At 77.0% G+C, this 1,672-nt stretch carries 1 protein-coding gene and 2 pseudogenes; all 3 read left to right on the top strand.

Annotated elements, in window-relative coordinates:
- Positions 1-255 (top strand): annotated as a pseudogene (locus ABZ281_RS48440) (hypothetical protein); the annotation flags it as partial.
- Positions 228-1,316 carry a bifunctional DNA primase/polymerase gene (locus ABZ281_RS48435; protein WP_356665125.1) on the top strand — a complete coding sequence of 363 codons (1,089 nt, stop codon included), beginning with the start codon at positions 228-230 and terminating at the stop codon, positions 1,314-1,316. The pseudogene ABZ281_RS48440 and the gene ABZ281_RS48435, both read left to right, overlap by 28 nt.
- Positions 1,313-1,672: pseudogene (locus tag ABZ281_RS48430) on the top strand (hypothetical protein); the annotation flags it as partial. The gene ABZ281_RS48435 and the pseudogene ABZ281_RS48430, both read left to right, overlap by 4 nt.

Here is a 1,672-nt window from a genome sequence, read left to right as displayed (position 1 = left end):
GCCATCGCGCGGGCACGGCGCCGCGGTGCGCGCCCGGCCCGGGCCGCGCCCCACCCGCCCCGGCCGCGCTGCGCGGAGCTCCTCCTCGCCCAGCGACTCGGCCAGGTGAGGGCCGCGGATCGGTCGTCGGCTTCCGAGGAGGTCGTCGGTTGGCGGCAGCGGATGGTCGAGCTGGCGGCGCGTCCGCTCGACGACGAGATCCGCGTGCCGCAGCCGGCGGCGGGCGAGTGCCGGGAGGCGGTGAGCGCGGCGTGATCGGGGGACTGGAGTTGGCCCTGCGGTGCGCTGAGCGGGGGTGGTGGGTGCATCCGCTGCTGCCGGGGTCGAAGCGTCCGGCGGGCAACTGCCGTCGGTGCCGGCCGCCGTCGAGCGGGGCGCGCCCGGCGTGCGGCTTCGCCGATGCGGACGGGTGTGCGTGCGGTGAGGCCGGGCGGTACTGCCACGGGGTGCGTGCGGCGACGCGGGAGCGGGAGCTGATCCATCGCTGGTGGCGAGGCCAGGACTTCGGCGTCGGCGTGGCCACGGGGCCGTCCGGCCTGGTGGTGCTCGACCTCGACGACCATGACCGTCCGCCGCCGGATCAGGTGCTGTTGCTGCCGGGCGTCGACCTGACGCAGCACCCGGACACGGAGCTGGACCGGGTGCGGACCGGGGCGGACGTGCTGGAGCTGCTGTGCCGGGTGCGGCGGGCAGCCAGCTTGCTGGAGACCCCGGCGACGCTGACCGTGCAGACCCCGTCCGGTGGGATCCACCTGTGGTACCGCGCCGGGGACACGAGCAGGTACGTGCAGGGCGCGGGGCGGCTCGGCTGGCAGGTCGACGTACGGGCCGGCTGGTCCACTGCGGTCGCGCCCGGCACCGTCACCGCGGCCGGCCGCTACCGGATCGCCGGCCACCAGGACAGCCCTGTACGGCTGCCGCGCTGGGTCGCGCTGGAGCTGGACCGCGTCGGACTGCGCCACCGCGATGCGGTCACCGGCCCGCCCCGCCGAGTCCGGCTTCCCCACCCCGCCCGCGACAGCGGAACGCGGGACGCCTCCGCGTACGCCGCCGCGGCGCTGCGCGGCGAACTCGAGGCCGTGGCATCGGCCCGCGCCGGCCGCAACGACACGATCAACCGCGCCGGGTTCCGGCTCGGTCAGCTGGTCGGCGCCGGGCTGCTGGAGCACGACCAGGTCCACCAGGCGCTCACCGACGCCGCCGCACACGCTGGGGTCGACCCCGGCGAGGCCAAAGCCCAGTCCACCCTCCGCCGCGCACTTCAGGCGGGCATGCGCTCGCCGCGCACCATCCCGAGCCCGGGAGCACGGTCATGAACCACCCCCTCACCTCCCGCGCCGCGCTGCCCTCCCCGGCTCGAGAACCCCAACCCGCAGACCCGGCCGGCGCGGGCGGCGCGGGTGGGCCGGACGGAGCCCGGCCCGCGGCGCGGGAGGCGAAGCTGTCGCAGGCCGACATCCTGCTGCACCTGGGCATGGACCAGTACCAGCTGGTGCGCCACGACCAGACCGCGTACGCCGTCCCCGTCGACGGGCCGCCGATCGCCCGCCCGCTGCGCGCCAAGGGCGGCTTCGGCGGCACCGGCTCCCTGCGCCAACTCCTCAACCGCGCCTACGTCCTGCGCACCGGCCGCTCCCCGTCCCAGGGCTGCCTGACCGACGCGATCGCCTCC

Origin of the sequence: Streptomyces sp. NPDC006265, assembly GCF_040613555.1 — a bacterium.
In the GTDB taxonomy this organism is placed as follows: Bacteria; Actinomycetota; Actinomycetes; order Streptomycetales; family Streptomycetaceae; genus Streptomyces.
Note: the sequence above shows the minus strand (reverse complement) of the source record. Positions and strands in the feature narration are given on the sequence as shown.